Consider the following 26,387-nt stretch of genomic DNA (forward strand, 5'->3'; position numbering starts at 1 on the left):
CACGGCAGGCTGGGGCTGTTCGATGGCTCGCCAGCCCGAAAGTGTTGACGCGGTGTGGTTGATCGGACCGTAGGGTCCGGGTGTGTCCGATGTTCCGCCCGTGCCGTCGGTGCCGTCGTATGACGAGCTCGCGGCGCTGGTGGTGAGCTTGCGGGCGGATCTCGCGCGGGCGTTGGAACGGATCGCCGAGTTGGAGGCCCAGGTCGCCAGGACGTCGCGGAACTCGTCGAAGCCACCGAGTTCGGACGGGCTTGCCAAGCCACCCCCGAGGTCGCTGCGGACGAAGACCGGTCGGCGCCCTGGTGGGCAGGACGGCCATCCCGGATCGACGCTACGCATGGTCGCCGATCCTGATGTGCGCCTGGCGCATGAACCGGGGCCGTGTACCGGCTGCGGGACGTCGCTGTCGGGCCGGCCGGTGACCCGGACCGAACGCCGGCAGGTGTTCGACCTGCCCGAGCTACGCCCGCACGTGGTCGAGCATCAGCTCCTCGAGCGCGAATGCGGCTGCGGGACACGGACGAAGGCGACCGCACCGGACGGGGTGGACGCTCCGGTGCAGTATGGGCCGCGGGTGACCGCGGCGGCGGTCTACCTGTACGCGGGCCAGTTCCTGTCGAAGGACCGCACCGCGACCGCACTCGCCGAGCTGGTCGGGATACCCCTGTCCGCGGGCACCGTCGCGGCGATGGCCGCCCGCGCCGCCGCCGACCTGACCGGTTTCCTGACCGCTGTCCGTGAGAACCTGGCGGGCGCCGAGGTGATCGGCGCGGACGAGACCGGGCTGCGCGTCGCCGGGAAACTGCACTGGGTGCACTGCGCCCGCACCGGGAAGTACACCCTCATCGACTGCCATCCGAAGCGTGGAACCGCCGGGATCGACGCTCTCGGGGTGCTGACCGGCTTCACCGGGGTCGTGGTCCATGACGCCTGGGCGCCGTATGACACCTACACCACCGCCACCCACCAGCTGTGTGTCGCCCACGTGCTGCGTGAGCTGCAGGCCGTGGGCGACGCCGCCCCGGCCGGTGCCTGGTGCTGGGCCACCCAGGCCGCCGACGCTCTCGTCGCCCTGCACCGGCTCACCGTCGACGCCGCCACTACCGGCACGCCGGTCGACCCGAAGGCACTGGCGGCCCATACCCGGCTCCTGCGCCACGCCGCCCACATCGGGATCACCCAGACCTCCCCCCGCGGCACGACACTCATGGCTGCCCGCCACGCCCTGGCCTGCAGGCTCGTCGACCGCGAGGCCGACTACCTGCGTTTCACCCGGGACCTGCGGATCCCCGCGGACAACAACGGGTCCGAACGCGACATCCGCATGATCAAACTATGGCAGAAAGTATCCGGCTGCCTACGCACCCTCACCGGCGCCCGCCAGTTCTGCGCGATCCGCAGCTACCTGTCCACCGCCACCAAACACGGCATCCCCCAGTTCCCCGCCCTCGTTCAACTCGCCGAGGGCCACCCCTGGATGCCCGCAACCACCTAACCCAAGATCAAAACGGCACCTGACCAGTTACGTCTGACCTACATCCGCCAGTAGCGCAGTGGTGATCGTTTGTCGGCCAATTTTGTGATCGACATCGGTGGGGAGGGCTTCCCGGCCGGCTTCGGGCATGCCGAGGGCCCGGATGCGTTCCGGGTGAGCGGGCCGGGGTCCTTTCCAGGCTGCGGGATGGTCGTGGGGTCTCGGTGGGGTGGTGCGACGGGTGCGCGGGGTGCTGGCGGGGGTGACCGTCAGGTCGCGACGGGGCGCAGAGAACGCAGGGTGGCGAGGGCGTCGGTGAGCCGGTCGCCGCGGCCGGGCCGGGTACCGCGGGGCGGGTCAGGTGTTGGTGCGGAACTCGTCCCACACCGTTTTCCAGTGTTTGTCGGTGTCGCTGTCGAGCTCGAGGGTGCGCCGGCCGGTCGCGAAGTACGCCGGTTCGACGGCCGCGTCGGCCAGGTTCGGTGGCAGGAATCCCTGTTTGACGAGCCCAGCGGGGGTGATGTGGTTCTGCGGGGGCTGGTATCCGATCGCTGCGAAATTGCTCAGCGCCACGTTGGAGTCAAGCATGTGGTTGAGGAACAGGTGCGCGGCGACCGGGTTCCGTCCGGTCCGCAGGATCACCATCATGTCGTTGTCCGCCTGGTGGCGGTCGTCGCTCGGCGACCAGTAGCGCAGGACCGCGGGGTCGGTGCCCCTGGACAGGTAGTTGCGGGCGTTGACGACGTCGCCGGACCACGCCTGGACGATGGGGAAGTGCCCGCCGGGCAGGTCCCGGTAGTTCGTGATCGTCGCCTTGGGTCGGGTTTTGTTGACCATATCCGCAAGCTGGGTCCGGACGAGGTCGAGGTCGGACTGCGTCGTCGTGTTCAGGCCGAGGCCGTTGCGCAGCAGGACCATCCCCATCACGGCGCGGTAGTCGTTGATCACGGAGATCTTTTCCCGGTACCGGCTGTCCCAGAAGACGTCGAACGGGTTGGCCCGGACACCGATATCCTCACTGATCATGTCGGAGCGCCAGGCGATGCCTGTGTTGTAGACGGTGTACGGCACGGTGTAACGCCACTGCTGGTCGTAGAACGGGTTCTGGAAGTCCGGCCACACGTTGGTGATGTTCGGGATGTAACTGTGGTTCAGCGGACGCAGGTGACCGCCGCGGATCAGTCTCCCGATCTGGTCATAGCTCGGCAGGTAGATGTCGTAGTCGACCTTGCCCGAAGAGATTGTTTCCAGTGCGTCGCTGTTGTTGCTGTACGTCGTCACCTCGACGGCCACGCCGACGGAGTCCTTGAACGATGCCAGTGCCTGCGGATCGATGTAGTCGGCCCAGTTGAAGATCTTTAGTGGCTGACCCCGTTCCGGCTTCAGGTTGGCCGCGATGGGCGGGTTGTCCGGTTTGACGGGCCACAGCGCCGGCTCGTCCGGGTTCGGGCTGCGGACCGGTCGTGCCCCGGTCCCGTCCGGATGCGAGCCCGTGCAGGCTGCGATCAACGCCGACAGTCCCGGCAGCGTGGCCGCACCCAGCGACCCTCGCAGGACCGACCGCCGACTGGCCCGTCGCCGGGGTGACGGCGCGCCGGTGGGCGCACCCGCGGGCGCACCCGCGGGCGCTGGCGCGGCCCGGTGGGACGGCACGGCGTCGGAGGTGGGGAGTGCTTCCCGTTCGACAGCCTTTTTCCTGGTCGACATCGCCACCGCCGTCCTTTATGGTTCCGTGGAGGCTGATGTCCCTTATATTCCCAATGGTGGGCGCCGGACCCGACACCGGGTGCCCGTCAGGCGCCGTGCCCACCAGGCGTAGCCCTGTCGCTCGATGCGCGGCTCGCCGGTCAGCGGGTGGCGTGCGGGTCGCGTCCGGGCAGGTCGGGAACGCCACCGGCGGCGGCGCGCCGGCGGTGGGCGAGAGCGGCGAACACCTCCATCGCGACCCGGTGGGCGTTGTTGACCGTGTTCTCGGCGTGGTCGTACGGCGGCGCGACCTCGACGATGTCCGCGGCGACCAGCGGGGTGTCCAACGCGATCTGGCGAACGGCCCGCAGCAGGTCCGCCGGTGACATCCCACCCGGTTCGGGCGTGCCGGTACCAGGCGCGAACCCGGGATCGAGCACGTCGATGTCCACCGACAGGTACAGTGCCCGGCACCCGTCCACCGCTTGGGCGATCGCGTCGGTGACAACCGCGCGCGATCCGCGTTCCCACACCTCGTGCATGAGGTGCCAGCGCATGTCCTGCTTGCGCATCCAGGCAAACACGTCCGGTGGTGGCCAGTAGCCGCGCAGTCCGACCTGGACGAAGTTGCGCCCCCGTACCGCCCCGGACTCGATCAACCGGCGCATCGGCGTCCCGTGCGAGGCGAGGTTGCCGTCGATGATGTCCGCGGTGTCGGCGTGCGCGTCGAAGTGGAGCAGTCCGAGCTCGCCCCAACCGACCGCCTCGGCGACCCCGGACGCAGCCGGCCAGGTGATCGAATGGTCACCGCCGATGACCACCGGGACGATCCCGAGCCCCGCGATACCGCCGACTTTCGTGCGGATGTTGCGGTGTGACGCCTCGGTCTGGCCGCTCGGGCAGCGGGCGTCCCCGGCGTCCACCACGTCCAGCCAGTCGAAGATCTCGATGCCAAGGTCGAGATGGTAGGTGCCCGGTTCGTAGGCGAGGGCGCGCAGTGCACGCGGGCCGAACCGGGCGCCCGGCCGGTGGGTGGTCGCGATGTCGAACGGCGCGCCGATCACCGCGACGTCGGGGCCGCGGGCCGCGAGGTCTGCGAGGTCCGGTATCCATGGCCGGTGGCAGAAGGTCGCCAGGCCTTCGTAGCCGGGCGCCTCGTCGTCGGGTGGTTCCTCGGCGGGTGATCCGGTATGTGACCCGGTATGCGGCCCGACCGAACCCGTCACCGGCCGTTGTCCGGAGCTGTCACCGGTCCTCCTCGTCCCACCTGACATGACGCCTGACGTGAGATAACGCTATTGGTACAGCCTGATTGGGCCTGGTGGTCCCCCTTACTCGCCGTCGCTGATGCGCATCGCCTCCTCCTCGGGCGCGCCGTAGTGTGGCCCGGGTTCGTGGCCACGGCTACGACCGCCGGCGGGTCCATGCGCGATGAGTTCACCTGTTGTCACTTTTCGTACGCCTTCGTCGTCGGTAAGCAGGGTTGGTGGGCTGTCCCCACCGTCGTCCGGATCCGCGGGCTGTCCATCGGCCCCACCCGCTGGGGCGTAGACGTCGGATTCCAGGACCGCGCCGGACTCCAGTCGGGCCGCCTCGTCATACGGATCCGGCTCAGGCTGCTCCTGGGCGAGCAGCGAGTCCAGCGACTCACCCGCACGAGCCTCGGCGGCGGTCGTGCCGAAGCGTTCACCGGGGCTCAGCCGGTCCGGGGGATCCCAGCCGTCGTCGAGGGGGTCGAATCCGCGGTCCGTCGAGCCGAGATCGTCACTGTCGAGGCTCTCGGACTGCTCAAGTGGGCTGCCGTAGGCGTTGACGTAACCGACGTCGACGCTGTCGACGTCGGCGTCCGGGATCGGCTGCGTCATCGCTGCCTCCTGCTGGTCGGATCAGGGGTGCGCGGACAATTCGCGTCGTTCATGACCCTTCCCGGGATTGCCCGGAGGTAACGTCCGGACGCCGCAAGACCACCGAGTCGACACCATCCCGGCATCGTCGCTCGCGGGGAGCGCCGGACTCACCACGTTAGGACGACGCGCGCCGGAGTCGACCCACCCCGCTTGTCACCCCATTTTCGATGGCGTATAGCGTCCGGGTTTGTGGCTACTGTCGCGGACCGCATTCTTGAGCGGCTGGCAAAGGTTCCTGGCGGCTTGGACGACGGGCAGCTGGCGGAAGCACTTGAGCTGCGTCGTCAGACCGTGAACCAGGTCTGCCGGCGTCTGTCGGACAACGGGCGACTCCACCGTGGGCCTGGTCCGAAAGGGCGCATCGTCAACCGCCTGTTGCCCCAGCACGATGCCTACCCGAGGCCGACGCGGGACCAGTCCCCAGCGCTGGACCAGTCCCCGGAACCGGCCCAGCCATCGGCCGACGCCGGCACTCAGACGCCGCACGAGTCCCTGCCTGCGCAGCGGGAGGCTCGGGAGAACAACGGGCCTGTCCTGGGTACCGGGACTACGACTGACCCGGACGCGCAGTCGGTTCCGGCCCAGCGGGAAGCGTCCGGTGCCGCGTCCGACACCCCGTCGGATGCCGTGGTTACTCCTGAACCCGAACCCGAACCTGAACCCAGACGTTCCCGGACATCCACCAGGACGTCTGCCGGCCCATCCGCGGCCGAACCGTCCGTACAGCCGCCCGCGCGTCCGTCGGCACGACGGCCCGGACGAGCGTCCGCCAAGCCTGTGGGTCCCGACCCGCAGCCGCGGGATGCGCCGGTGCCGGAGGCCGGTTCGACGCCGGAGGTGAAGCCCGCGCGGAAGGTCGCGAACCGCAGGAAGAGCGTGCGCGCGGCACCGACGGAGCCGACTGTTGAGGTCTCCGCGGTCGGGCCGGCCGCGGCCGTTGCCGAAACGCTCGCGCCGGACACCGAAACGTCTGCGGCCGTTGCCGAAACGCCAAAGGCCGTTACCGAGGTGTCATCGATTGGTGCCGACGTGCCCGAGGTTGGTGTTGATGTGCCTGTGGTTGCTGCCGACGTGCCCACGGTCACTGTCGAAACGCCACCGGCCGTCCGGACGCCCGAGGTGGCTCAGGCTCCGACTGTCGCAGCCAGGGAGACTCCTGAGGTGACCGAGGGGACCCTCGAAACAGCGGGCGTGCCTGAACCTTCTGTCGTGACTGACGACGTGTTGGACGGCGCATCGGGGGAGGGCGAGGACGGGGCTGCCGTCGAGGACGGCGAGACAGCCGAGAACGGCCAGGTACGAGCCCCGGCCCGCCCCACCCCGTCGGTGGCGCGCCGTCGGTGGTGGCGACGGCTCCGGGTGCGCCCCGGCGGCTGACCGGGCGGCCGCCGGAGCCGGCATCATGACGCGCAGGATTCCAGCAAGCGCAATAGCGTGTGGGGCAATCAACAATCCCGGGGGAGAGCATGTCCATACGAGCGAAGTCGCTCGTCGTTACAGCCGCAGTGTGCGCGCTCGTGCTCACTGCCTGTGGAAGCAGGGCGGGCAGCACGAGCCCACCGCCCGGTGGTCAGTCCTCGGGTGGTGGTGCGAACCCCGCGTCCGACACCGGTGTGACCTCGAACGCGATCAAGGTTGGTGTGATCGTCGGTCTGACCAGCCCGCTGGGGCCGACGACGTTCTCCGGTTCCGTGTACGGGGCGAAGGCGTACTTCGACGCGCTCAACGCCGCCGGTGGGGTGAACGGCCGTAAGGTCATCGTCGTCCAGTGCGACGACCATGGCAGCGGTCCCGACAATACGGCATGCGTGCGCAAGCTCGTTGACGACGAGAAGGTATTCGCGCTGGCAGGGGTGGCGGCCTTCAACTACGACGGGGCGCCGTACCTGAACTCCAAGGGTGTTCCGGACATAGGCGGCCAGCCGATCAACAATGCCTATGACCAGTATCCGCATCTGTACTCGCTCTACGCCGGCTACTATCCGCGTGACGGCAAGCGGCCAGGCTATGACGGCAAACTCTACGCCGGCACCGAGAACTATCGGTGGCTCAAAGAGAACCTGAACACCAGGACCGCGGGTGTCGTGTACTACAACGTCGCTCCCTCCCAGCGTTATGCGAAGTCGGTTGCCGACGGTCTGCGCCAGGAGGGGTACACGGTCGTCGAGAAGGAAATCAACCTCGGGCTGCCGAACTTCGACGCGGCCGTGCTCGACATGAAGGCCCGCGGGGTCGACGTGGTCTTCGACGCGATGGAGGACAACGGCAACCTGTCGCTGTGCAAGTCCATGCAGACCCAGGGCCTGACGGTCAAGGCGAAGCTGACCACCACCCAGGGGTGGACGGACACCTTCGGCAAGACGTTCGCGGACACCCCCGGCTGCCGCAACGCCACATATGCGATCAGCTGGACCCGGAACTACAACGACACGAACTACCCGGTGGTGGCCGAATTCCGGGACGCGATGGCCAAATACCAGCCCGCGCGTGAGGGTCAGCTGAACATGTGGACGATGGAAGGCTATGCGTCCGCCCAGTGGCTCGCCGACGCGATGAAGTCCTGCGGCGCCGACCTGACCCGTGTCTGCGTCGAGAAGTTCATGAACCGCCCGCAGGACTACAACGGTGACGGACTCCTCACTCCGCGGAACTTCACGAAGTTTCCCACCCCCCCGGCGACCGACACGAACTGCATCGAAGTCGCCAAGTGGCAGGACTCGGCCAATGGCGGAAAAGGCGGCTGGGTGACCCAGGGTAAGGACATGGACAGCAACTGCTTCACCACGACCAACCTGCCCTACCAGGCGGAGTAGCGGAGCAGGAGCGTGAGATGGCCACGGCCGGTGGGTAACCGCCGGCCATGGCCACGGACCCAGCAGTCAGGCCACGGACCCAGCAGTCAGACAGGCTCCGCGGACACTGTCGGCTTGAGTTCGGCGGGATCACCGACGAACGAGCATTCGCCGCGGTGCAGGACGTAGACGATGTCCGCGAGGCCCAGGGCCTCCTCGGTGTACTGGTCGGCAAGAACCACCGTCGTCCCGCCGTCGGCGACCGTGCCCAGCCAGGCGAACAGTTCGCCGGCCACCTTCGGGGACAACCCGAGTGAGAGCTCGTCGACCAGAAGTACCCTGGGCCGCGCGAGCAGGGCCCGTGCGAGAGCCAGCATGCGCCGCTCACCGCCGGAGAGTGTCCCGGCCCGTTGGGTGAGCCGCTCACGCAGGCGGGGAAACGCCTCCAGCGCCGGCGTGATGTCGTGATGCCCCGTCGCCTCTGCGATGATCTGCAGGTTCTCGCGGACGGTGAGGGTGGCGAACACCGCCCGTTCGTCCGGGACGAGCATGAGACCCCGGCGGGCGCGATCCAACGTGGACATCGTAGTGATCGTCTTACTCTGCCAGGTCAACGACCCGGAGCGCAGTGGTAACAGGCCGGCGAGCACGCGTAGCGTGGTGCTCTTGCCCGCGCCGTTGACTCCGAGCAGCGCGGTCACCTTCCCGGTCGGGATGATGAGGTCGAGACCGTGCAGGACCTCGATGGTCCGGTAGCCGGCGCGTGCATTGGTGAGTATCAGTTCGGCGCTCATGCGAGTGGTCCCTGCGCGAGATAGACGGACCGGACGGTCGGGTCATCGCGGACGACGGACGGCGTGCCTTCGGCGACGACGCGCCCGCCGACCATCGCATACACCTGGTCGGTGACGGAGAAGACCAGTTCGACGTCGTGGTCGACCAGCAGGACGCCGACCCCCTCGGCCGCGACCTGGCGCAGCAGCACGGACAGCCGTTCGGTCTCCTGCCCGTCGAGTCCGCTGGCGGGTTCGTCGAGCAGCAGGACGTCAGGACGGGCACACAGCGCGCGCGCGAGTTCGACCAGACGCAGCGCGCCGGTCGGCAGCGTCCCGGCGGTCTCGTCGGCAAAGCCTTCAAGCCCGAGGGAGTTCAGCGTCCGGGTCACGATCTGACGGGCCTTGACGTTACCGTGCGGTGCGAGGCCCAGTAACCCGCCCGCGTAGTCGCGGTGCCTGTTCTCGGCACCAACCAACAGGTTGTCCGCGACGGTCATACTGGAGAACAGTGACGGTACCTGGAAGGTCTGGACCAGCCCGCGGCGGGCCCGGACGTCCGGGCGCATTCGGGTGATGTTGCGTCTACCGAGGAAAACCTTGCCGCGCTCGGGCTGTTCGACGCCGGTGAGCAGGCTGAACAGTGTCGACTTGCCGGCTCCGTTCGGCCCGATCAGGCCGGTGATCTTGCCGGGCGCGACGGTGATGTTGACGTTGTCCACCGCGGTAAGCCCGCCGTAGCGGCGTACCAGGCCGTAGCCGGTCAGTTCGGCGCGGCTCACTGCATCCTCCCGGCTGCTTGTGAGCTGGTCGGGTTCCGACCGGTCGGGTTCCGACCGGTTGTGCGTGGACCGGTCGTACGGGCGGCTTCCCGTATCCAGACGATCAGGGTCTGTCCGAACGGCGTCAGCGTGGACATGCCATCACCTACCGTTCGCCTGTATGTCGCTGGAGTGCCGGAACTCGTCGGCATGGACAGAGCCTGCGGGACCGAACGGCGCCGGGTCGACGGCGCCTCGGCTGCCTGGGCGATGCCCGCTGATGCGGGCTGCGGCCAGCCGGTATCGGCATCGGTGAACAGCCGGCCCAGCATTATCACGCCCTGGCGGGCAGCCGAGGTGAGACCGCCGGGCAGCCAGCCGAGTATCAGCGCGAGGATGCCGACGGCCAGGGTGGCTGAACCAGCTGGTGCGAGGGTGTCGATGGTGACGATGAAGGCGGCCGCGACGACGGCGCCGGCAGCGCTGTCCGCACCGAAGACGACCACGGCGGTGAACCACAGGAGGCTGTTCAGCGGTGAGAACTGCTCGGCGTCGAATGACGTGGATCCGAGCGTCAGCAGAGCGCCACCGAGACCGGCCAGCACGGAGGAGACGGTGAAGGACAGCAGCTTGAGGTTACGGACATCGACGCCGACCGCGGCCGCCCCCTCGGTGTGGTCGCGCACGGCCAACAGCGCTCGGCCGAGCCGCCCTTCGTGAAGGTTGCGGACGACGAGCAGGCCGAGACCCAGACAGGCCAGTTCGACGGCGTAGAACCAGCGGTCCGACAGCATGTGACCGGCGATCGACAGCGGGATGACGTGGAGTCCGGAAACGAACGTCTGTTGTTGGAAGACGAAGCGGGACACGGCCGCTCCCACCGCGAACGTGGTGAGCGCAAGGGTGAGTCCACGTCGCCGGATGGCGGGGTAACCGGTCAGCAGGCCTACCGGAGCGACCAGCAGGGCGCCGAGCAGCAGTGCGGCGAGGCCTGGCAGTGCGGGCAGCCCGAACAGGGCACCGGCGGCGAGTTTCGCGGACAGCAACGCCCCGAGCCCGGCGTAACCGGCGACGCCGAGAGATACCTGCCCACTGTAACCGGTGACGATCACCAGCGACAGGAAGATCAGGGCGAGGGCTGGCACGGTGAAAGCGTTGCGCAGGTCGGCGGGGGCGAAGCTCAGGGGAGCGAGCAGCAGGGCGGCGCCCCCGAACTTCCCGAGGATGTCGCGGCGTTGGTCGGCGAGGCTGCCCGGGTCGGACGGCGGTGCGCCACGGGTGGAGAACCGGCCGGTGGAACCTGCGTCCCCGCCGAGCTCCCGCAGGCCCGGGACCACGAGCAGCCCGATGAGCAGCGCGGCCACGAAAAGGTTGGACTGCACGGCCAGGTACAGGGCTGAGAACTGTCCGGTCACGTGGAACTGGCTGAGCTCGCTCTGCGCGATTCCGATCGCGAGCGCGGTCAGAACCGCCACCGGCATGCTGGACAGCCGCGCGGCGACGACCACCGCGAACGTCTCCAGCACCAGTAGCGTGAGTCCGTACGGCGTGAGCTGTAGGCGTGGCGCGAGCAGGATGCCGGTGAAACCGGCGAGCGTCGTACCCACGGCCCAGCCCGCGGCGGCGACCCGGTCGGCGGGAACGGCCGAGAGTTCGGCGAGCTGGCGGTCGTCCACGACAGCCCGGACCTGTCTGCCGAAGCGGGTCCGAGTAGTGATCAGGCTCAGCGCCACGCACACGGCAACGACCAGGGCGAGTTCGGCGAGCGCGTCAACGCCGATGCGGGTGTTTCCGGGTAGCCCCACCGCCCGCGCGGGAAACAGGCTGGGCGCGTCACCGCGAGAACCCAGGCCCCAGATCCCGGCTGTCATCCCGACGGTGAGTACAAGGACTCCGAGGCTCGCCACCAGCGATTCGGCCGCGGACGCACGCCGACGGGCCAGCGGACGGAAGACGAACCGTTCGAGTATGAGGCCGATCACCGGTGAGATCACGGCGAGGGACAGTACCGCGGAGATCCAGATCGGTAGTTTCCACTCGACGACCATTTCGCGGAAGACGTAGGCGATCAGAGCGGCGATCCCGCCCTGGGCGATGTTGAGGACGCCGTTGGTTCGATATGTCACGAGCAGGCCGATGCCGGAGAGCGCGGCAATCGCCCCGATGGAGATGCCGGCGATCGCGAGGTTGAGGCTCGTCACCGGAGATCCTGGAGGATGCCCCGGCCTTCAGGCCGGGGAGGAATCCGGCCCCCCGCGAAGCGGGGCAGGGGAAGCCGATCCGTCAGGATCGGCGCTCCAGCGCCTCCCGCAACAGGTGGATGATCTCGCTGTTCAGTGAGCGGGTGTCTTCTTTCGCGGCCTCGACGAGACGGGCGTGCAGGTCGTCCGGGAGCCGGACGTTCAGATTCTTCACGGCTACATGGTGATGCTAGAATGTAGCCATGTCCAGGTACCGGCTGCACCCCGACGCGCGCCAGGAGGAAGCCCTCCTCGTGCACTGCGGGCACGCCCGGTACGTCTGGGACCTGGCGGTCGAACAGCAGTCGTGGTGGACGCCGAGACGCGGCCCCGCCCCCGGATATGGCGAGTGGAACCGGCAGCTGACCGAAGCACGGCGCGCCTTCGACTGGCTCGCCGCGGGAAGCGTCATCGTCGCGCAGCAGGTCCTGCGGGACTTCTCCACCGCGATGGCGAACTTCTTCCGCGGCACCCACCGGAAACCGACCGTCCGCAAACGCGGCCAGCACGAGGGGTTCCGGATCGTGGCGGTGAAACCCGGCGACGTCCGGCAGATCAACCGTCGCTGGTCCGAGGTACGGGTCCCCAAGGTGGGTTGGGTGCGGTTCCGATGGACCCGCCGGGTACCGGTCTTCCGGTGCGTCTCCTGCGGGCATACGGCCAACGCGGACATCAACGCAGCATTGAACATCGCCGCAGGACGTGCGGTGACTGCGCGGGGAGGCTGCCCGTTGGGGCAGCCCGTGAACCGCGAACCTCAACACTGCGCACCTCCTTCGACGGGTGTGTAGGAGTTGGAATCCCCCGACTTCAAGCGGGGGAGGACGTCAAGCGGCAATTTTTGGTTCGCAGATCGTGCAGGCTGTCAGGCCGCGGGCAGCGATCTGGTCCGGATCCACGGGCTGCGCGGGTTTGCCGACAATCATTCCGCAGGTACGGCGGTGGTAGGTCCGACCGGCGGGCACCGCGAACAGGCCGCCGTCGTCGGAGATGTCCGTGTCGGTCCTGGCCGTGAGGCCCGTCGCGTCGGTGGCTGCACCAAACGCGGCGCCGGAGCCTGCGGCGGTGAAGATCAGTGCATGTAGTTCGTCAAGCTGATGGTCGCTGTGGCTCTGCGCCCTCGATGTCGCGTCGATCTGGTCGGCCACCAGCAGCGCGCTGCCGAGCAGGACCAGCGCCAGACCGCCGAGCCCCCCGGAGGCGAAGTAGGGGAGCTGGCGTCCGGGATCGGTCTCCGCGGAGACACCCAGATAGCAGCCGAGCAGAAGTACTCCACCCGCGACCGCGACCACCCAGCCGCGCACCGCGCGAACCACGTCGACGACTACCCGAGACGTCGGCCGAGGGCGTTGTCCGCCTGCAGGCTGTCTGTCCACCCTTGTCTCTCCCCCAGAATGCGCTGCGGCTGTGGCAACAGCTGGTTGTCCGACACGCGTCGGTTCCGGCACAGCTGACCTACCCCGATCAGCGTAGGTCAGATTAGTGCTCGACATGGATGCGTGCTGCGTTGGCTTCGCCTAGGGTTTTTCATGATGGATGGTCGTTCGGGTCGCCAGATTTGTTCATTGCAACGTAAATGATCGAAATCATATCGTGGCTGCGTTGCCGTGGCGAAGATGCTGCTGGCGAGTTGTCGACCGGCCGGCCGGCGGTCCGGCCGACGGATCGGCCGGCGAGCGGTTCAGGTGGGTCGTCGCTGCCGGGGTGGGACGGAAGCGAGGATCGAGGGACCTCCGGCGACGCATCCGCCGATGTCCTCCATGTCGTGTTCCTGTCTGGACTGCTGCCAGAGCACGAACTCGCAGCGTTCCGCCCACAGCCGTCGCCCGACGTGGTTGCGCCGGTCCTCGATCTCCAACGGTGCCAGCACTCCACCCAGCGCTGCCTGTAGATGAGCCCAGTCGTGCGCGGCGTCCCACGTCGCGAATGACCCGAGGTACTCCCCGTCATGGTCATAGACGTGATAAGGACGGCCCACGGGCGCCTCCTCCAGGACGGCAGTGGTTCCGACATGTACAAGGTTCGACGAGAACCGGTCATCCCGTCCAAGGACGGGAGGTCATAGTCGATGCCAGGTAGTCACGACGGTCATACGCGATCGAAAAACTGTGCCATCGACGCTGCGGCATCGGACGGGCCCTTCGTGGCCACCGTCCTGGGGTCCATGGTGCCCCTCCAAGGGGTCGGAGGACTCCCGAACGCCCTAATTGCCGCTCGGCAACTGTCCGGGACGACTTCCGGGACGACTATCTGGGGACGGCGGACGCGCGTGCGGTCGCGCAGTCCCACGCATCGGCGACAATGCGGTCGATCGTTGATCGGGTGGAGTGCCATCCCAGCTCCGCCCGGATCCGGCTACTGTCGGCGACGAGCATGGGCGGTTCGACCGCAGGCGGCCGACGCACGCGCCGCACCGTGCGGCCGGTGACCCGTTCCACCGCGGCGAGGACGTCGGCGACGCTGACCCCGACACCCGTACCGACGTTGAAGATCTCGCTGCGACCGGGCCGGACGGCGGTTAGTGCCGCGAGGTAGGCGTCGGCGATGTCGGCCACGTGCACGTACTCACGGATCACCGCGCCGTCACCGTTGACGCCGAAGACTTCGCAGACGCCGGATGCCACCGCCAGCGCCGCGGGGATGATCCGGCTCTGGTCGTTGTCCGAGTGCACGCCCGCGGCGCCCGCGACGTTGAAGGAGCGCAGCACCACCGCGCCGATCCGGCCGGTCGCCGCCTGGTGGGTGACAGCCTGCTCGGCCGCGAGCTTGGACGCGCCATAGGCGTGGGTCGGTGCCGGCGGCTGGGTCTCCGGGATGGGTTGGCGTTCCGGCACGCCGTACACCGCGCAGCTCGACCCCAGGACGACGACCGGCGCGACCCCACTGACCTCGGTACCACGTTCGAGCATGTTCAGCAGGTTGACCGTGCCTGTCACGTTCACCGAGAAGTACCGCAGCGGGTCACGCTGGGATTCACGTACCCGGGTCAGGGCGGCGAGGTGGCAGACCGCGTCGAACCCGCGGTCGATCCGGGCCGCCGCGAGTTCGCGGACGTCCAGCAGGTCGGCGATGACCGCCTCGACGCCGGGCATGAGCCGTGGGCTCGACTCCTCACTGCGGATGAGCGCGGTCACCTGGTGGCCCGCTATGGCAAGGGTGTCGGTGACGACCCCACCCACGAATCCGGCTGCGCCGGTTACGAGAACACGCACGGTTCAGGAGACGGCCCGCATACGCAGCCCCGGAAGCAGCGTTCCGCGGTGGCGCCATGCGAGCTCCAGACAGGCTGAGGCCGAGGGTGCGAGCGGCTCGTGTTCGATCAGCCGGCGGACGGCCGCCTGGGTGAACGGGATGCCCTCCGACGCCCTGCGGTGCGGGCCGGTGGTCACCACGGATCCTTCGGCGTTCACCGGCACCATCTCGCTGAACAGCGAGTCGAACACGTCGGCGTCCACGACCACAACTGTCAGGATCTCGCCGAAGAGCGTCAGGGCGTCGACACCCATACCGAAACACCACACGCGCACCCGCCCGGCCCGTCGGGCGTTCTCCAGGGACCGGAAGGGCTCACTGTCGTCGTAGTCGATCAGGGATGAACCGCTGCCATCGTGTTCGGCGTTGCCGAGAAGCTCCTCGCTCAACTCTCGCATGATGTTGCGCCAGAGGTCGAAGTCGGTCTCGTGGTGGCCGGGGGAGATCCCCGACGGCTGGAACACGCCGGCCGGCAGGACGTGGTACACGCCACCCGCGGTGGCGACGGAGCCCGCGCTGCGCCGGTGAAGCATGAAGCTGGCGGACGTTCTGTCGTGGCGGATGGTCAGCGTGTTGATGGATGGCAGCGCCACCCGGCGTCCCAGGTCGAACGGGTCACCGATGCGGTGCCGGAAGGGCAGCGCGGGCCAGGACAGCCCGCCGCCGAGCATGGCCGCGGCCGTTTCGTGAGCGACCGACTCACACACGTCCAGGGTGTCGAAGTAGGTGGTGTGACCGAAGGCCAGCCGCGGCCGGCCGTTGTCCGCGGCGCGGGTGGTCTCGAGGAGTCGGAAACTCAGCCGGTTCTCGAAGAGGGTGGGTCGGTCGAGATCGCGCATGGCCCTGGTGTACGTCCCGAACGGTGAACCGTCGCCGGCCAGCGGGCGGACGTGTTCGGTGTCGGTGCCCGCGCCCGAGACGGCCGGCGGGATGACATCCGCTGACCATTCGAGGCCGATGTCGGCGATGTCGACGGGCGCGTCCCACAGCCAGCCCGGCCGGGTCAGTAGGCCGTTGCCGAGGCGGTAGGTCTCGGGATACAGCCGGGCGGCCGCCCGGGCCAGGCTGATCCGATGGTGGTTGAGATGGTCGCGGGTGAGCCGCCAGGTGCGCTGGCTGGCCGCGACCCGCTCGGCGATCGGGCTCACGGGAGCAGTATCCCGGCGGGCTTCCGTCAGGGAGCCCGCGGCCAGCCCCACGTCCTCGGGTGACAGCGACAGCCGCCGGGCGATGTGGCGCAGGGTGGAGATGTCGTGGATCGCGCGCCGGCCGCTTTCGACCTTAGAGACGTAGGACTGGTCGAAGCCGAGCCGTTCGGCGAGCTGCTGTTGCGTGAGGCCGTAGGTCTGCCGATAGGAGCGGAGTAGCAGCCCCATCCCGGCGGGCCGCGATGTCTGGTGTGGTGGCGTCCACAGCCATGGTTGACCAGTCACCCACGGTCCCTTCGTCCAGCTTCGGGGTTACTGGATGTAAGCATAACTAGTCGGGCATCTGATAGCTCATAGCCACAAAAGGGTTGCTTCGGGTAAAGTCGGAAAGTTGCGCCAAGCGAAGCGGACAACACGTTCCGCCAGCCTTGTGGGCCGTTGGAAAAGCCGTGGTCACGGGCTGTCGGGGTAATGATCCGACGCGGGTGCGGGGCGGCGGGACTTTCGAGATCGCGGGTGCGGTACGGATCATCTGTTCACGGCGCCGTCGGCGAGATCGAGAAAGACCACGACGACGATCAGCAGGGCTATCCAGCGAAGGAGGCCGATGCGGCTCCAGACCTCACGGGCGAGGCTTCGTCCGGCGCGACCGCCCAGTACCAGGAGCCCGAACAAGGCTCCGCCGACAACGACAAGAAAAACTCCTGCATTGCTGGGATCCACGCCGACAACGATCCCATGCGGGGATATCCGGGACGATGCGGCGGGGCTCGGTTGTGGACCACGGGTTCGGCGCGATCGCGCAGCTCTTCAAAATCGCTATGTCAGATAGCGCATAACCTAACGTAATGGCCCGTGCGGTCGACACGTGAGCTTGGTCACTTTTTCAGGGTTTCCGGGTCCTGGAGGTCCTGGACGTGCGCATCCGACCCGATCACACCGACCGGCGCAACAACGGCGGATGCAGGGCTGTTGCGGAGCCCCGTCGGTACAGCTCGGCCGGCCGTCCCCCGCCCCGCGGCGCCGCGCGGGCGCCCACCGACACCACGAAACCGGGCGTGGACAGGACCTTGCGGCGGAAGTTGGGAGGATCGAGAGGGGCTCCCCAGGCCGCCTCGTACACCCGGCGCAGCTCGGCCAGGGTGAACGGCTCTTCGCAGAAGGCGGCGGCGAGCGGGGTGTACTCCAGCTTGCTGCGGGCCCGTTCGACTCCGTCGGCGACGATCGTCGGATGGTCGAAGGCGAGGATCGGGCCGTCGGCCGATCCCAGATCCTCCACCGGCCACCAACGTGCGGTTGGCCCGTCACGGTTCGTTTCCGGTGGGGGAGGCAGGTTCGGTAGCAGCGCGAGGTAGGCCACGGCTACGACCCGGGCCCGTGGATCGCGGTCCGGTCGTCCGTAGGTGCGCAGTTGCTCGAGATGGCCGGAGGCGGCGAGCCCTGTCTCCTCGGTCAGTTGCCGGCGGGCCGAGGTGTCGAGGTCCTCATCCACGCGGACAAGGCCACCTGGTAGAGCCCAGTCGTCCTGGAACGGCGGGGAGGCACGTTGCGCGACCAGAACGCAGAGTTGGCCGGCACGCAACGTCAGCAGGACGACATCCACGCTCACCGAGATCGACAGAGGCCCGAACGCCTCCGTCGCGCCCTGGGCCGTTGTCCGTCCTGCCGTTGTCTGCCGCGTCACGCTCTCAGACGTCCCGGCCGCAGCCTGGGATGTCACCTGTGGGGCGTTGTCCGATGCGCCGGGTGTCACGATGTTCCAGTCTGGGCTCCCGTCCCGCGAACCAGAGCGGTGGACGGCGCAGACGACTGCCCCGACGGCTGCCCGGCGGTGATGACCGGCAGGCACGGCCCGCCATAGGCGACGGAACGGGCGTGGGTCGGCAGGCTCGCCAGTGCGGCTTCATGGTGTGACCGAGCCGCGAGCAGGCTTTCGGCGCCGGCCGGGTTCGCGTTCAGGACCCTTCCGCCGCGTACCAGTGGCACGAGCAGCGGGCGGTCCAGGCAGGATTCGCCCCGGCCGGCCGGATGCAGGCCGGTACCGGCTGCGTGATCGGCTGCGTGATCGGCGCTGATGACGTCGGTGGAAGGGGTGCCGGGGGCGTCGACATGGACGGGGCTGACGCCGGTGGCGGAACCGGAGGTGTGGATCGTGACCACGTCCGCGACCGCGACCCCGTTGCGGTCATGGTGGCGCGTCACCTGCTTGCGCCCGCCCTTCGTGCTCTTGCCCACCGAGGCCTTGGCGACCGGCCTGGAGTCCACCTCCACGAGTTTGTAGACGAACCCGGCCGTGGGAGCCCCCGACCCGGTGACGAGCTTCGTGCCGACGCCGTAGCCGTCGATCGGCACTTGCGCGAGCCTGGAGATGAGGTGCTCGTCCAGATCGCCGGTCGCGATGATGCGGGTGTCGGTTGCGCCGAGTGAGTCCAGCTGCGCACGCACGGCCCGGGCCGTCACCGCGAGATCGCCGCTGTCGAGGCGGACGGCACCGAGCCGCGGACCCGCCACCTCGACCGCGGTCGCGATCGCCGCGGGCACGTCGTAGGTGTCGACGAGCAGGGTGGTGTCCACCCCGAGGGTGGCGACCTGGGCCGCGAACGCGGCACGTTCGGACGGGTACAGCAGGGTGAACGCGTGCGCGGCCGTCCCGGTCGTGGGGATGCCCCACCGCCGGCCTGCTTCCAGGCTCGAGGTGGAAGTGAACCCGACCAGGTAGGCGGTCCGTGCCGCGGCCACCGCCGCCTGCTCGTGGGCGCGGCGTGACCCCATGTCGATGCACGGCCGGCCGGCCGCCGCGGCGACCATCCGTGCACCCGCGCCGGCGATCGCGCTGTCATGGTTGAGCACGGACAGCACCAGCGTCTCCAGCAGGACGCACTCGGCGAAGGTCCCTTCGACGACCAGAACCGGGGTGTTGGGCATGAAGGGCTCGCCCTCGGCGAAGCCGTGGATGTCCCCGCTGAACCGGTACCCGGCCAGGTAGTCGGTGGTCGCGTCGTCGATGATGCCGGCCTCGCGCAGAAAGGCGAGTTCGGCCGTTTCGAAGCGGAACGCGGCGAGCGCATCCAGCAGGCGTCCGATCCCGGCGACCACGCCGAACCGGCGCCCGGCCGGCAGCGTCCGGGCGAACACCTCGAAGACCACTTGGCATGATGCGGTACCGGAGCGTAACGCGGCTTGAAGCATGGTCAGCTCGTAGTGGTCGGTGAGCAGGGCCGTCGATGCCGTCGATGCCGGCGCGGGCGGCCGGATGGACGGTGAGGTGGATGTGGCCATCTCGACCTAGGTTAGGGACGTTGGCGGAAAAACGCTCGTAGTCCCCGTCGAGGTGTACCGAATGGTCGCGTACGGTCCGAAACTGTGCGACCTGTACGATCCGGCTGGTCACGGGTGGTTATGGACGGACGCGGCGATGCGGGTGCGCTCGCCGGGATGCTGCCCGCAGGGGCACCACATCGGCTGACCGCGGGGTCGGGAGACGGCCCGCGTCGGGCAGCAGTGCCGTGATCTCCCTGGCCGGAAGCGGCGGACTGATGAACGTTCCCTGGGCGAGATCGCAGCCGAGAACGGCCAGGGCGTTCAACGTCTCGATGTTCTCGACGCCCTCGGCCACCACCCGCAGTCCGAGATCGTGGGCCAGGGTGATCGTCGCTCGCGCGATCGCGGAGCTGGCCCGGTCGTCGACGAGATTGCGGACGAACGACCGGTCGACCTTCACCTCGTGCAGGTCGAACTGCCGGAGCACGTTGAGCGCGCAATAGCCGGTACCGAAGTCGTCCACGGCAAGGTGCGCCCCGAGGTCACGCAGAGCGGCCATACAGCGTCCGATGGCCGCTGATTCCGTGGCCACCGCCCTTTCTGTGATCTCCAGGGTCAGTGCTGACGCCGGTACCCCGGTGGCGAGCAGCAGCTGCGCGATTTCGGTGGCCAGGTCGGTTTCCAGGAGATTACGCGCGAACAGGTTCACGGAAACACCGATCGTGGCGCCGTCCGCATGCCACCGGCCAGCCGCGGACAATGCCTCCCGCAGGACGGTCCGGGTGAAGTCGCCGACGAGTCCGGACTGTTCCACGGCACCGATGAATGTTGTGGGTGTGAGCGGACCGAGAATCGGGTGGTCCCAGCGCGCGAGTGCCTCCACGGCGACGACGCGGCCAGTGGCGAGGTCGATCTGCGGCTGGTAGCGCAGAGTTATGTCGCCGTCGGCGAGTGCACGGTGAAGATCTGCTACCAACGCCATGTGGTCGAGCGTGGAGGAATCCTCGTCAGCCCGGTAACGGCGATAACCGAGATGCCGTCTTTTTGCCTGGTACATGGCGACATCCGCCCGGCGCAGGAGTTCGTCGACGGTCTCGCCGTCCTCGGGGAAGCAGGCAATGCCGACGGAGGCCTCCACCGACAGCAGCATGCCCTCGAAACTCACCGGGCGTGCGAGCGCCCTGGCGAGCGCCGACGCAACGGTTTCGGCGGCTTCGACGGATCGGATGCCGGTCAGTAGCACGGCGAACTCGTCGCCGCCGACCCGAACGACCAGGTCGCCCGCGCGGACGCTGCGCCGCAGCCGGTCGGCGACCCTGCGTAGGAGGCGGTCGCCGGCATCGTGCCCCAGGGTGTCGTTGATGTCCCTGAACCGGTCCAGATCGACAAGTAGCAGCGCGAACCGGGATCCGGCGGCGGTGCCCGTGGCGGTGGTCGTGCCCGTGGCGGTGGCGGCGGTGGCGATCGCCTCCGCGGTGCGTTGCTGGAGCATCCGCCGGTTGCCGAGTTCGGTCAGTGCGTCGTGGAACGCCTGCTCATGGGCTTCCGCGTAGGTGCTGGCATTGGTGACCGCGAGCGCGACCAGGTTCGCGAAGGCGGCGAGGACTGCGTGTTCGTGGTCATTCCAGATCGCCGGCCGGGTGAAGTGCAGACTCAGCACCCCGACCTGCCCGGCGGGTCCGGTCAGGATGGTCGCGACATCGTCTACCCGCCGGTGACGCCCGGTGAGCGACACCGGGTCGACCGGCCCAACAGGGCCGATGGCCAATTCGACACCGTCGGGCCGGAAGATCTCATAGGCGACCTGGACGGCCCTGGCCTCGATGGTCGGTCCGTCCAGAATGGCGAGATCCTTGGCCGCGGCGTTGAGCCGGCGCCAGTGGTCCCGCTGCTGGGCCGAGTCGACGTGCATCCGGTAGACCATCACAAGACCGGCGAGTACTGGTGGGAGCACCACCAGGGTGACCGGGCTCGCGTAGGCGAGCGCGACGGTTCCGCAGCCGACCGCGATGCCACCTGCCGCGATCACGGTACTGATACCCATGGTCTCGCGCAGCGTCCGGCGCAGGGACATTCCCCGGGCCGCGGAGATGACCATTGACACCGACAGGCTCGTCCACAGGCAGACCGCGAGTCCGGCGGGGGCAGCCAGCGCGACAGCGGCGCCCTGGAGATGCCCGGCACGTCCGCCCTGCATCCACAGGACGCCTGCCGCGACAGCCGTGCCGATGGTGGCGCTGGCTCCGTTGAACAGCACCTTCACGGGTGGCCTACGCAGGATGGCGTGCACGGTCGGGACTACGACCGCGCTGATCACAACGAGCTGGGGAGCGGGCAACAGGGCCAGCCCGACGACGACACCGGCCTCGCTGAGGTCGTAGTCGCCGGTATGGTGCCCGGAACGGACGCGTAGCAGGGGGATCGGTCCGACCCCCAGGCAGACGACGCCGAGTGCCGGCCGCCACCACCCGACGGGTTGTGGCGCGTGCAGGACCTGGGTCATACAGATCGCGGTAATGGTCGACGCGGCGGCTATGACCACGATGAGGAGCAGGTGGTACCAGGACGGCATGAACCGTGCGCGTGCGCCGACGGCCATGTGGGCTCCCGTCCTACCTGCTGGCTCCGCCCGGGCCACCGGGGCCGCGCCGCTGCTCGGCGCACCCCGGTGCCTCCGGCCTTCACACTACGGACATCCGTCACTACGCCCTGATCATGTACTACCTGATGGGGCCGAGGCGAGCTGATACCGGCATTTACCGGCGTCGCCCGTCCCTGGGGGCCGGCTCGAATGCCGGACGACCGGGGGCATTCAGCCCCAGCTGACGCCTGCGTTCACGGTGGTGGTCCTTTCTTGTACGCGGAGCCTTGTGGTGGGTGGCTTGTAGGGGGCGCTGACGGCAGGTGGTTTCCGGTGGGTGTCGAGGTGCTTTCAGCCCCAGCTGACGCCTGTATTCACGGCGGCATCTCCTCTCGGGGGTGGGTCGTCCGATGGATTCCTGGAATGCGTTCACACGGGTGGCTGGAACAGGCATGCGAGGGTTCGTGGCGGCTGCGGTGGGGCTTGGTCGCGGTACGGACGCCGGTCCGTCCTTGTCGCTTTCCGTGAGCGAAACCTGGGTTGTCGGATGCCGGTTCCGTTTCTGCGGCCAATGTTTTTTTCGGCGTTGCTGCAACGAACCGTGACCAACAAGGTAGCCAAATCGGGACTGAATACAACTAAATACACCATTTCGGTTACCTGCTGTTACTATATGGGTGTATCTGTCGTGCTCGCAGCCAGGCTTTTGGCGACGTCGGGGCCGTCTCGATGCAACCGGTGGTGGCCGGAGGCGGTCGTCGCTCCGCGCAAGGTGAGGTCTCGGGGGGCCGGATGCCGGCGGATTCGCGCCTGCCCCGCCGCGGTTTGGTTACCTTTCGGTTACGGGCCGACGGGCCGACGGGTCGACCGGGGGCAGTGCCGCGAGGTCACGCCGGTCGGGGACGGCATCCGCGCCCGGTCCGGCACCCGAAATCCGTCAGGAGGGTTGCCCCGGGGGGAAGTCGGCCCGCCGACACGCCACAATGGAGGTCGTGTCACTCACCACTGTCGCGCCCGAAGACATCTCGGATGTTGACGAGACCACCGAAGACGACCGGCTCTGGGTCACGATCGTGTGGAACGACCCCGTCAACCTGATGTCATATGTGACTTATGTCTTTCAAAAATTGTTCGGTTTCAGCCGGAAAAAGGCCGAGGCCCTCATGCTCGATGTGCACCACAAGGGGCGGGCAACGGTCTCCTCCGGTACCAGGGAGGCGATGGAGCGTGACGCTACGCGTCTACATGCTTATGGTCTGTGGGCTACGGTCGCGCAGGACTAGCGCATCCGGTCGATCATGGCTTGGGTGGATGTCGGGATGTCAGGTCCGGGTGGTCCGCCACAAGGCCCCCACCGGCGTCCGGTCGGTGGACTCGTCGGACGTACCCTGAGCCGGCACCAGACAATTCCGATCAATCCTTGCTGACCTCGGGCGGGAGAGCGTGTCCAACGGCTTCAGTCGCACCACGGACGGTATCGAGGTAGTCCTCGGCCCGCTGGAGGCGACGTTGCTGGTCGAGCTGATCGGCCAGATCGAACTGCTCCTGGAACCGCCGCCGGTGGACGACCCCCTGGAGGCGATCGTCGGCCTGCGCGCCGTCGCGCCGCCACCGCCGGACGACCCGGCGGTGGCAAGGCTCCTGCCGGACGCCTACCCGGACGATCCCGACGCCGCGGCCGACTACCGCCGACGTACCTCCGATGACATCCGTGAGGGCAAGCGCGCCGCCGCGCGCCGCGTCCTCGCGACCGTGCCCGCAACCGGCGGCCGGGCGTTACTCGACGACCCCGCCGCCCAGGACTGGCTGATCACCCTCAACGATCTGCGACTGGTGCTCGGCACCCGGCTGGACATCACCGACGACGCCACCGCCGACGCCCTGTACGAGATCGACAGCGATGATCCACGCCGACCCGTGATCGAGGTGTACCTGTTCCTCGGGGATCTGCAGGACCAGCTCGTCCATGCCCTGCTGTGACGCCGTCGGGCCTTGCGCCGCATCAGGCAACATCTGCCCTGCCGCGGCACGCCCGGCCAACATCGCCTGACCCGGCGCTTGCCCGCCATCTCGTCCTGATCGCACCCGTGGCGGATGCCGCTCGTCGTACGGTGGGCCGGTGCTGCGCATCGATCGAACGGTGTACGACGCCATCGTCGCCCACGCCCGGCGAGACCACCCCGACGAGGCGTGCGGCATTGTCGCGGGGCCGGTCGGGTCGGATCGTCCGGAGCGGTTCGTGGCCATGGAGAACTCCGCGCGGTCACCGACCTTCTACGAGTTCGATTCCATGGAGCAACTCAAGGTCTGGAACGAGATGGACGACCGAGACGAGGAGCCGGTGGTGATCTACCATTCGCATACCGCCACCGAGGCGTTCCCGTCCCGGACGGACGTCTCGTATGCCGCGTACCCCGATGCCCACTATGTCCTGGTCTCGACCCGTGACCCCGAGCGGACCGAGTTCCGGTCCTACCGCATCGTCGACGCGGCGGTGACCGAGGAGCCGGTGGAAATCGTCTGACCGCTCGTGGCGTTGGACGGGAGGTCCGGTGCGCTCGAGCCCGTCTGCCGGTGCCCGGGACGTCCCCGTACGGCGGATCTTCCCGTGTGGGTCCGACGGGGCCGGTGGGCTCGGTGGTATTGGATTCGTGGTGGTATCGGATTCGCGGTGGTATCGAACACGCTGTGGCAGCAGAGATGATGATGAGGAGCTTGACCGCCGGCGGCGGTGAAGAACGACACCGGGTAACACCGAGAGGAGCACCATGGCAGTCCAGGTCCGCGTACCGACGATCCTGCGCAGCTACACGGGCGGATCCAAGATCGTCGAAGGCGCAGGCGAGACGCTCGGCGCGCTGTTCATCGACATCGACAGCCGCTTCCCCGGCCTGCGAGGCCGGCTCGTCTCCGGCGAAAGCGGCGGTGAACTGCACCGTTTCGTGAACATCTACGTCAACGACGAGGACGTGCGCTTCCTGGGCGGTCTCGACGCAAAGCTCACCGACGGTGACAATGTCACTATCCTGCCCGCCGTCGCCGGCGGCTCCGCCATCATGCCGGCGACTTTGGGCGTGGGTACTATCCTGCCCGCCGTCGCCGGCGGCTCCGCCATCATGCCGGCGGAGGCGTGCCGCTGCGGGGCACAGGGGATTCTCGCCGAGCCCACCCGTCACTGACAGGCAGACAGGTCAGAAGAGCTCATGCGTTTCGACTCCCTGATGGACTCGGTCGGCCGTACCCCGATGGTGGGCCTGCCGAGACTTTCCCCGTCGCCGGACGTCCGGCTGTGGGCCAAGCTGGAACAGGACAACCCCACCGGCTCGATCAAGGACCGCGCCGCTCTGTGGATGATTGCCGACGGGGAGAAACGAGGCGTCCTGACCGCGGGCGCGACCGTCCTCGAACCGACGTCGGGGAACACCGGCATCTCGCTGGCCATGGTCTGCCGGCAGCGTGGCTATCGGCTGATCTGTGTGATGCCGGAGAACACCTCCACCGAACGGCGGCAGCTGCTCACCATGTGGGGGGCCGAGATAGTGTTCTCGCCCGCGGCCGGCGGCTCCAACGAGGCTGTGGCGGTGGCCAAACGGTTGGCTACCGAACACCCCGAGTGGGTGATGCTCTATCAGTACGGTAACCCGGCGAATGCACAGGCGCACTACGAAACAACCGGGCCGGAGATCCTCGAGGATCTGCCGTCCATCACCCACTTCGTCGCCGGGCTGGGTACCACCGGAACGCTGATGGGTACGGGGCGTTACCTGGGCGAGCGGGTTGCGGGTATCCGGATCGTCGCCGCGGAGCCCCGATACGGCGAGATCGTGTACGGCCTGCGCAACATCGACGAAGGATTCATCCCCGAGCTCTATGACGGGAGCGTGCTCACCACCCGTATCTCGGTCGGGCCGAAGGAGTCGCTTCGGCGGACCCGGCAGTTGGTCGAGGAGGAGGGGATCTTTGCCGGGATCTCCACCGGCTGTATCCTGCATGCGGCTTTGATCGAGGCTGACAAGTGCGTCCGTGCCGGACAGCGGGCTGACATCGCCCTCATCGTCTGTGACGGCGGGTGGAAGTACCTGTCCACCGGCGCCTACGCGGGGACCCTGGAAGAGGCCGAGGCGGCGCTGGAGGGCCAGCTCTGGGCGTGAGCCGAAGGGATCCATTCGGGGCTTTAGGCCGTTCATCGACCCTGTGGCGATGGTCACGATTTCCCTGGCGCGGTCCGGGATGCCTACGTAGCCGGGGGGTGTCCAAAATTCGACACCGGTTTCGTGACCACTGCCACAGGATGGGAACCGGATTTCGGGCTTAGTCTGATCGCTCATGAGCGGCGTGCCCACGGGGGTATTCGACAGCGGAGCCGGCGGTCCTATCGCCGAGTGCGAGATCCGCGATCAGCTTCCGCGTGAATCCCTCTGCCACAGCGGTGACACGCAGCGCACTCCCGTCGGCGCCCCGGTCGAGATCGGCCCGCGGGGTACCTGGGAGCACCCTGGCACTTCGGTGACC

24 protein-coding genes are annotated in these 26,387 nt (G+C 68.2%); 9 read left to right on the forward strand and 15 right to left on the reverse strand.

All coding sequences use genetic code 11. From position 1 onward, the window contains the following. Nucleotides 1-82: 82 nt before the first annotated feature. Nucleotides 83-1,495, forward strand: coding sequence for an IS66 family transposase (tnpC, locus tag NBW77_RS12385; RefSeq protein ID WP_131745843.1), 1,413 nt, complete (start codon nt 83-85; stop codon nt 1,493-1,495). Between the two features lie 336 nt (nt 1,496-1,831). Here the strand turns inward: tnpC and NBW77_RS12390 are convergent, their stop codons facing one another. From NBW77_RS12390 to NBW77_RS12400, 3 genes are all read right to left on the reverse strand, one after another. Next, the gene (locus tag NBW77_RS12390) at nt 1,832-3,181 is read right to left on the reverse strand and encodes a polyamine ABC transporter substrate-binding protein (RefSeq protein WP_131745844.1); all 1,350 of its coding nucleotides are present in this window, start codon (nt 3,179-3,181) and stop codon (nt 1,832-1,834) included. Between the two features lie 140 nt (nt 3,182-3,321). After that, complete coding sequence (gene speB, locus NBW77_RS12395; RefSeq protein ID WP_242605667.1) at nt 3,322-4,296, reverse strand: agmatinase; 975 nt, start codon at nt 4,294-4,296, stop codon at nt 3,322-3,324. Between the two features lie 195 nt (nt 4,297-4,491). Next, entirely contained in the window at nt 4,492-5,025 is a 534-nt protein-coding gene (locus NBW77_RS12400; RefSeq protein WP_250279733.1) for a hypothetical protein, read from the reverse strand. Between the two features lie 852 nt (nt 5,026-5,877). On the opposite strand from NBW77_RS12400, the gene NBW77_RS12405 reads away from it, so the two are divergent. Further along, the gene (locus tag NBW77_RS12405; protein WP_207386878.1) at nt 5,878-6,444 is read left to right on the forward strand and encodes a hypothetical protein; all 567 of its coding nucleotides are present in this window, start codon (nt 5,878-5,880) and stop codon (nt 6,442-6,444) included. Nucleotides 6,445-6,539: 95 nt separating this feature from the next. Next, nucleotides 6,540-7,880: an ABC transporter substrate-binding protein gene (locus NBW77_RS12410; protein WP_250279740.1), complete on the forward strand. Its 1,341-nt coding sequence runs from the start codon at nt 6,540-6,542 to the stop codon at nt 7,878-7,880. 86 nt (nt 7,881-7,966) lie between these two features. On the opposite strand, the gene NBW77_RS12415 is transcribed toward NBW77_RS12410, so the two are convergent. The 4 genes from NBW77_RS12415 to NBW77_RS12430 all read right to left on the reverse strand — a co-directional run bounded on the left by NBW77_RS12415 (nt 7,967) and on the right by NBW77_RS12430 (nt 11,808). Continuing rightward, on the reverse strand, nt 7,967-8,653 hold the full coding sequence (locus NBW77_RS12415) for an ABC transporter ATP-binding protein (protein WP_131745847.1): 687 nt from the start codon (nt 8,651-8,653) through the stop codon (nt 7,967-7,969). Beyond that, nucleotides 8,650-9,414 (reverse strand): ABC transporter ATP-binding protein, encoded by a 765-nt coding sequence (locus NBW77_RS12420; protein WP_131745848.1) that lies wholly within the window; start codon nt 9,412-9,414, stop codon nt 8,650-8,652. The genes NBW77_RS12415 and NBW77_RS12420 overlap by 4 nt, the downstream gene beginning before the upstream one ends. After that, nucleotides 9,411-11,594, reverse strand: a complete 2,184-nt coding sequence (locus NBW77_RS12425; protein ID WP_131745849.1) for an ABC transporter permease — start codon at nt 11,592-11,594, stop codon at nt 9,411-9,413. Before NBW77_RS12425 ends, NBW77_RS12420 begins: the two co-directional genes overlap by 4 nt. Before the next feature lie 82 nt (nt 11,595-11,676). Continuing rightward, nucleotides 11,677-11,808, reverse strand: a complete 132-nt coding sequence (locus NBW77_RS12430) for an Arc family DNA-binding protein (protein WP_131745850.1) — start codon at nt 11,806-11,808, stop codon at nt 11,677-11,679. A gap of 28 nt (nt 11,809-11,836) precedes the next feature. On the opposite strand from NBW77_RS12430, the gene NBW77_RS12435 reads away from it, so the two are divergent. Next, nucleotides 11,837-12,424: a zinc ribbon domain-containing protein gene (locus NBW77_RS12435; RefSeq protein WP_131745851.1), complete on the forward strand. Its 588-nt coding sequence runs from the start codon at nt 11,837-11,839 to the stop codon at nt 12,422-12,424. A 36-nt stretch (nt 12,425-12,460) separates the two neighbouring features. On the opposite strand, the gene NBW77_RS12440 is transcribed toward NBW77_RS12435, so the two are convergent. The 8 genes from NBW77_RS12440 to NBW77_RS12475 form a co-directional block, all read right to left on the reverse strand. Further along, on the reverse strand, nt 12,461-13,009 hold the full coding sequence (locus tag NBW77_RS12440) for a hypothetical protein (RefSeq protein WP_131745852.1): 549 nt from the start codon (nt 13,007-13,009) through the stop codon (nt 12,461-12,463). Nucleotides 13,010-13,314: 305 nt separating this feature from the next. Next, complete coding sequence (locus NBW77_RS12445; protein ID WP_131745853.1) at nt 13,315-13,611, reverse strand: hypothetical protein; 297 nt, start codon at nt 13,609-13,611, stop codon at nt 13,315-13,317. 268 nt (nt 13,612-13,879) lie between these two features. Continuing rightward, nucleotides 13,880-14,845: an NAD-dependent epimerase/dehydratase family protein gene (locus NBW77_RS12450; RefSeq protein WP_250279734.1), complete on the reverse strand. Its 966-nt coding sequence runs from the start codon at nt 14,843-14,845 to the stop codon at nt 13,880-13,882. Nucleotides 14,846-14,848: 3 nt separating this feature from the next. Further along, nucleotides 14,849-16,318, reverse strand: coding sequence for a helix-turn-helix domain-containing protein (locus NBW77_RS12455; RefSeq protein ID WP_250279735.1), 1,470 nt, complete (start codon nt 16,316-16,318; stop codon nt 14,849-14,851). A gap of 243 nt (nt 16,319-16,561) precedes the next feature. Next, a complete protein-coding gene (locus tag NBW77_RS12460) occupies nt 16,562-16,756 on the reverse strand; it encodes a hypothetical protein (RefSeq protein WP_131745854.1) in 195 nt (64 codons plus the stop codon). A gap of 211 nt (nt 16,757-16,967) precedes the next feature. Continuing rightward, entirely contained in the window at nt 16,968-17,654 is a 687-nt protein-coding gene (locus tag NBW77_RS12465; protein ID WP_242605669.1) for an NUDIX hydrolase, read from the reverse strand. A gap of 128 nt (nt 17,655-17,782) precedes the next feature. After that, entirely contained in the window at nt 17,783-19,312 is a 1,530-nt protein-coding gene (locus tag NBW77_RS12470) for a nicotinate phosphoribosyltransferase (protein WP_131745855.1), read from the reverse strand. A 118-nt stretch (nt 19,313-19,430) separates the two neighbouring features. Beyond that, nucleotides 19,431-21,893 (reverse strand): putative bifunctional diguanylate cyclase/phosphodiesterase, encoded by a 2,463-nt coding sequence (locus NBW77_RS12475; protein WP_250279736.1) that lies wholly within the window; start codon nt 21,891-21,893, stop codon nt 19,431-19,433. A gap of 974 nt (nt 21,894-22,867) precedes the next feature. On the opposite strand from NBW77_RS12475, the gene clpS reads away from it, so the two are divergent. The 5 genes from clpS to NBW77_RS12500 all read left to right on the forward strand — a co-directional run bounded on the left by clpS (nt 22,868) and on the right by NBW77_RS12500 (nt 26,026). Beyond that, a complete protein-coding gene (clpS, locus tag NBW77_RS12480; protein WP_165485896.1) occupies nt 22,868-23,158 on the forward strand; it encodes an ATP-dependent Clp protease adapter ClpS in 291 nt (96 codons plus the stop codon). Between the two features lie 160 nt (nt 23,159-23,318). After that, the gene (locus tag NBW77_RS12485) at nt 23,319-23,855 is read left to right on the forward strand and encodes a DUF2017 domain-containing protein (protein ID WP_131745859.1); all 537 of its coding nucleotides are present in this window, start codon (nt 23,319-23,321) and stop codon (nt 23,853-23,855) included. A 139-nt stretch (nt 23,856-23,994) separates the two neighbouring features. Continuing rightward, nucleotides 23,995-24,399 carry a M67 family metallopeptidase gene (locus NBW77_RS12490; RefSeq protein ID WP_131745860.1) on the forward strand — a complete coding sequence of 135 codons (405 nt, stop codon included), beginning with the start codon at nt 23,995-23,997 and terminating at the stop codon, nt 24,397-24,399. Between the two features lie 244 nt (nt 24,400-24,643). Next, the gene (locus NBW77_RS12495; RefSeq protein WP_131745861.1) at nt 24,644-25,054 is read left to right on the forward strand and encodes a MoaD/ThiS family protein; all 411 of its coding nucleotides are present in this window, start codon (nt 24,644-24,646) and stop codon (nt 25,052-25,054) included. Between the two features lie 24 nt (nt 25,055-25,078). Further along, a complete protein-coding gene (locus NBW77_RS12500) occupies nt 25,079-26,026 on the forward strand; it encodes a PLP-dependent cysteine synthase family protein (RefSeq protein ID WP_131745862.1) in 948 nt (315 codons plus the stop codon). Nucleotides 26,027-26,387 lie beyond the last annotated feature (361 nt).

This window comes from Frankia sp. Cppng1_Ct_nod (assembly GCF_920656135.1).
GTDB classification, from domain to species: Bacteria; Actinomycetota; Actinomycetes; order Frankiales; family Frankiaceae; genus Protofrankia; species Protofrankia meridionalis.